1 protein-coding gene is annotated in these 319 nt (G+C 25.7%); it reads left to right on the plus strand.

From position 1 onward, the window contains the following. The first annotated feature begins 142 nt into the window (after positions 1-142). Complete coding sequence (locus FE392_RS20995; protein WP_021729289.1) at positions 143-298, plus strand: hypothetical protein; 156 nt, start codon at positions 143-145, stop codon at positions 296-298. Positions 299-319: the final 21 nt, after the last annotated feature.

The following is a 319-nucleotide window of genomic DNA, read 5'->3' on the forward strand; positions in this document are numbered from 1 at the left end:
AAAGAAAAAAGAGTATTAGAAAAAAAGTAAGGGAGCTGGCTGTTGTATTAAGTCAGTTTCCTTTTTTTATTTACAGTTAGTGTTAAAATTTTAATGTATAAAATGTAGGATGTATAGGTAAAATTTTGTAGAGGTGTAATAAATGGGTAGAAAGCGTATTGATCCAGATGAAAAAAAGACTAGATTGAATGTTGCTATTAAGAAAAAATATGTTGATTTAGTTAATCAAGAAGAAAATACATCCCAATTTGTTGAGGATGCAATAGTGAAGTATTTGAAAGAAAATAAAAAGATTTAATTTTTTTTGGAAAATACTTGT

The sequence above is a fragment of the Xenorhabdus santafensis genome (assembly GCF_033949405.1).
Classification (GTDB): domain Bacteria; phylum Pseudomonadota; class Gammaproteobacteria; order Enterobacterales; family Enterobacteriaceae; genus Xenorhabdus; species Xenorhabdus santafensis.

What these genes read in the sequence shown, in the direction of transcription:
- FE392_RS20995 (WP_021729289.1), top strand. Translation starts at nt 143, where the DNA reads ATGGGTAGAAAGCGTATTGATCCAGATGAAAAAAAGACTAGATTGAAT.